The 2,694-nt window shown below is 72.5% G+C and carries 1 protein-coding gene; it reads left to right on the top strand.

The features are described from left to right. The first annotated feature begins 21 nt into the window (after window positions 1-21). Window positions 22-2,541 (top strand): translation initiation factor IF-2, encoded by a 2,520-nt coding sequence (gene infB / locus DAA34_RS11930; RefSeq protein WP_407657040.1) that lies wholly within the window; start codon window positions 22-24, stop codon window positions 2,539-2,541. The last annotated feature ends 153 nt before the right edge of the window (window positions 2,542-2,694 follow it).

Raw genomic sequence — 2,694 nt, 5'->3', positions numbered from 1 at the left:
CTCGAGACACTCGGCCCGGTCGTGCAACCAGGCCCCGCGCCCGGGGAGCCGGCGGCCGGGATCGGGGCGCGCGACGATCAACCCGTCGGCTCCACGCTCCGCGACCACTCGCAGCAGCACCGACCGGGCGGCACCGCGGCTCGGCCGGGCGCCCCGCGCCCCGGCGGCCCTCGCCCCGGCGGCCCTCGCCCGGGTGCCCCTCGTCCCGGTAACAACCCGTTCGCCCCGAGCCAGGGGATGGGCCAGCGCGAGCGGGCCCCTCGTCCCGGTGGCGGCGAGCCGCGCCCGGGCAACAACCCGTTCAGCCCCAGCCAGGGCATGCCCCGGCCGCGGGGTCCGCAGCAGGGCGGTCGCCCCGGTGGCGCGCCCGGTGCTGCCGGCCCCCGTCCCGGTGGTCCGCGTCCCGCGGCACCGCGTCCCGGCGCCCCGACGCCCGGCATGATGCCCGGCCGCAGCGCGGTCGCCCGTCCGGGCGAGCGTCCGGCCCGCGGTGGTCGTCCCGGTGCGCCCGGTCGTCCGGGTGCCCCCGGCGGCGCCGGTGGCGGCTTCCGCGGTGGCCCCGGCGGCGGTGGCGGTGGCTACCGCGGCGGGCCCGGCGGACGCGGCGGCACGCAGGGTGCCTTCGGTCGCGGTGGCGGCCGGAGCAAGCAGCGCAAGTCCAAGCGCGCGAAGCGGCAGGAGTTCGAGCAGATGCAGGCGCCGTCGATCGGCGGCGTCATCGTCCCCCGGGGCGACGGCTCGACGATCGTGCGCGTGCGCCAGGGTGCGTCCCTGACCGACTTCGCGGACAAGATCAACGCCAACCCGGCGTCGCTCGTCACGGTGCTGTTCAACCTCGGCGAGATGGCCACGGCGACCCAGTCGCTGGACGAGGAGACGTTCCAGCTGCTCGGCGCCGAGCTCGGCTACGACATCCAGATCGTGTCGCCGGAGGAGGAGGAGCGCGAGCTCTTCGACTCCTTCAACATCGACCTCGACATCGACATCGACTCCGAGGACGACGAGGATCTCACCGCGCGGCCCCCGGTCGTCACGGTCATGGGTCACGTCGACCACGGGAAGACCAAGCTCCTCGACGCGATCCGCAACGAGGACGTCCAGGCCGGCGAGGCCGGTGGCATCACGCAGCACATCGGTGCGTACCAGATCCACCGGGAGCACGAGGGCGCGGACCGCGCGCTGACCTTCATCGACACCCCCGGTCACGAGGCGTTCACCGCCATGCGAGCGCGTGGTGCGAAGGTCACCGACATCGCGATCCTCGTCGTCGCGGCCGACGACGGCGTCATGCCGCAGACGATCGAGGCGCTCAACCACGCCCAGGCGGCCGACGTCCCGATCGTCGTCGCGGTCAACAAGATCGACGTCGAGGGCGCCGACCCGGCGAAGGTGCGCGGCCAGCTCACCGAGTACAACCTCATCGCCGAGGAGTACGGCGGCGACACGATGTTCGTCGACGTCTCGGCCAAGCAGGGCCTGAACATCGACGACCTCCTCGAGGCGGTCCTCCTCACCGCGGACGCGGCGCTCGACCTGCGGGCCAACCCGCAGCGGGACGCCCGCGGCGTCGCGATCGAGGCGAACCTCGACAAGGGCCGCGGCGCCACGGCGACCGTCCTCGTCCAGTCGGGCACCCTGCGGGTCGGTGACGCGATCGTCACGGGCGCGTCCTTCGGCCGGGTCCGGGCCATGCTCGACGAGCACGGCCAGCAGGTGGAGGAGGCGACTCCGTCGCGGCCGGTCCAGGTCCTGGGTCTGTCGACCGTGCCCCGCGCCGGGGACACGTTCGTCGTCGCCCCCGACGACCGCACGGCCCGGCAGATCGCGGAGAAGCGCGAGGCCGCCGACCGCCAGGCGAGCCTGGCCAAGGCACGCAAGCGGATCAGTCTCGAGGACCTCGACAAGGTCATCGCCGCCGGCAAGATCGACACGCTCAACCTCATCCTCAAGGGCGACGTGTCCGGCTCGGTCGAGGCGCTCGAGGACGCGCTGCTGCAGATCGACGTCGGTGACGACGTGGACCTGCGGATCATCGACCGCGGCGTCGGTGCGATCACGCTGAACAACATCAACCTCGCGATGGCCTCCGACGCGATCATCATCGGCTTCAACGTGCGGGCCGAGGGTCAGAACGCCGAGGTCGCCGAGCGCGAGGGCGTCGAGATCCGGTACTACTCGGTCATCTACAACGCGATCGAGGAGATCGAGCAGGCGCTCAAGGGCATGCTCAAGCCGGAGTACGAGGAGGTCGAGCTCGGCACGGCGGAGATCCGGGAGATCTTCCGCTCGAGCAAGTTCGGCAACATCGCCGGTTCGATCGTCCGTACCGGGGAGATCAAGCGCGGCGCGAAGGCCCGGATCACCCGCGACGGCGTCGTCGTCGCCGAGGACGTCGAGGTCGCCGGGCTGCGCCGGTTCAAGGACGACGTCACCGAGGTCCGCGAGGGCTTCGAGTGCGGTGTCAACCTCGGCAGCTTCAACGACCTCCAGATCGGTGACCTCATCGCCACCTACGAGATGCGCGAGAAGCCCCGGGTCTGATCACCCCGACGAGGCCCCGGTTCCGCTCAGCGCGGCCGGGGCCTCGCCGTTAGGCTCGCCGCATCGACGAAAGAGAACACCGTGACCATGCCGCCCCCGCCTCCGCCCGGGAGCGACGCGCCCGGGCCGTACCCCGACCCGACGGCGTACCCC

The sequence above is a fragment of the Janibacter massiliensis genome, assembly GCF_900289115.1.
GTDB lineage: Bacteria > Actinomycetota > Actinomycetes > Actinomycetales > Dermatophilaceae > Janibacter_A > Janibacter_A massiliensis.
This window is presented reverse-complemented; position numbering and strand designations above follow the sequence as displayed.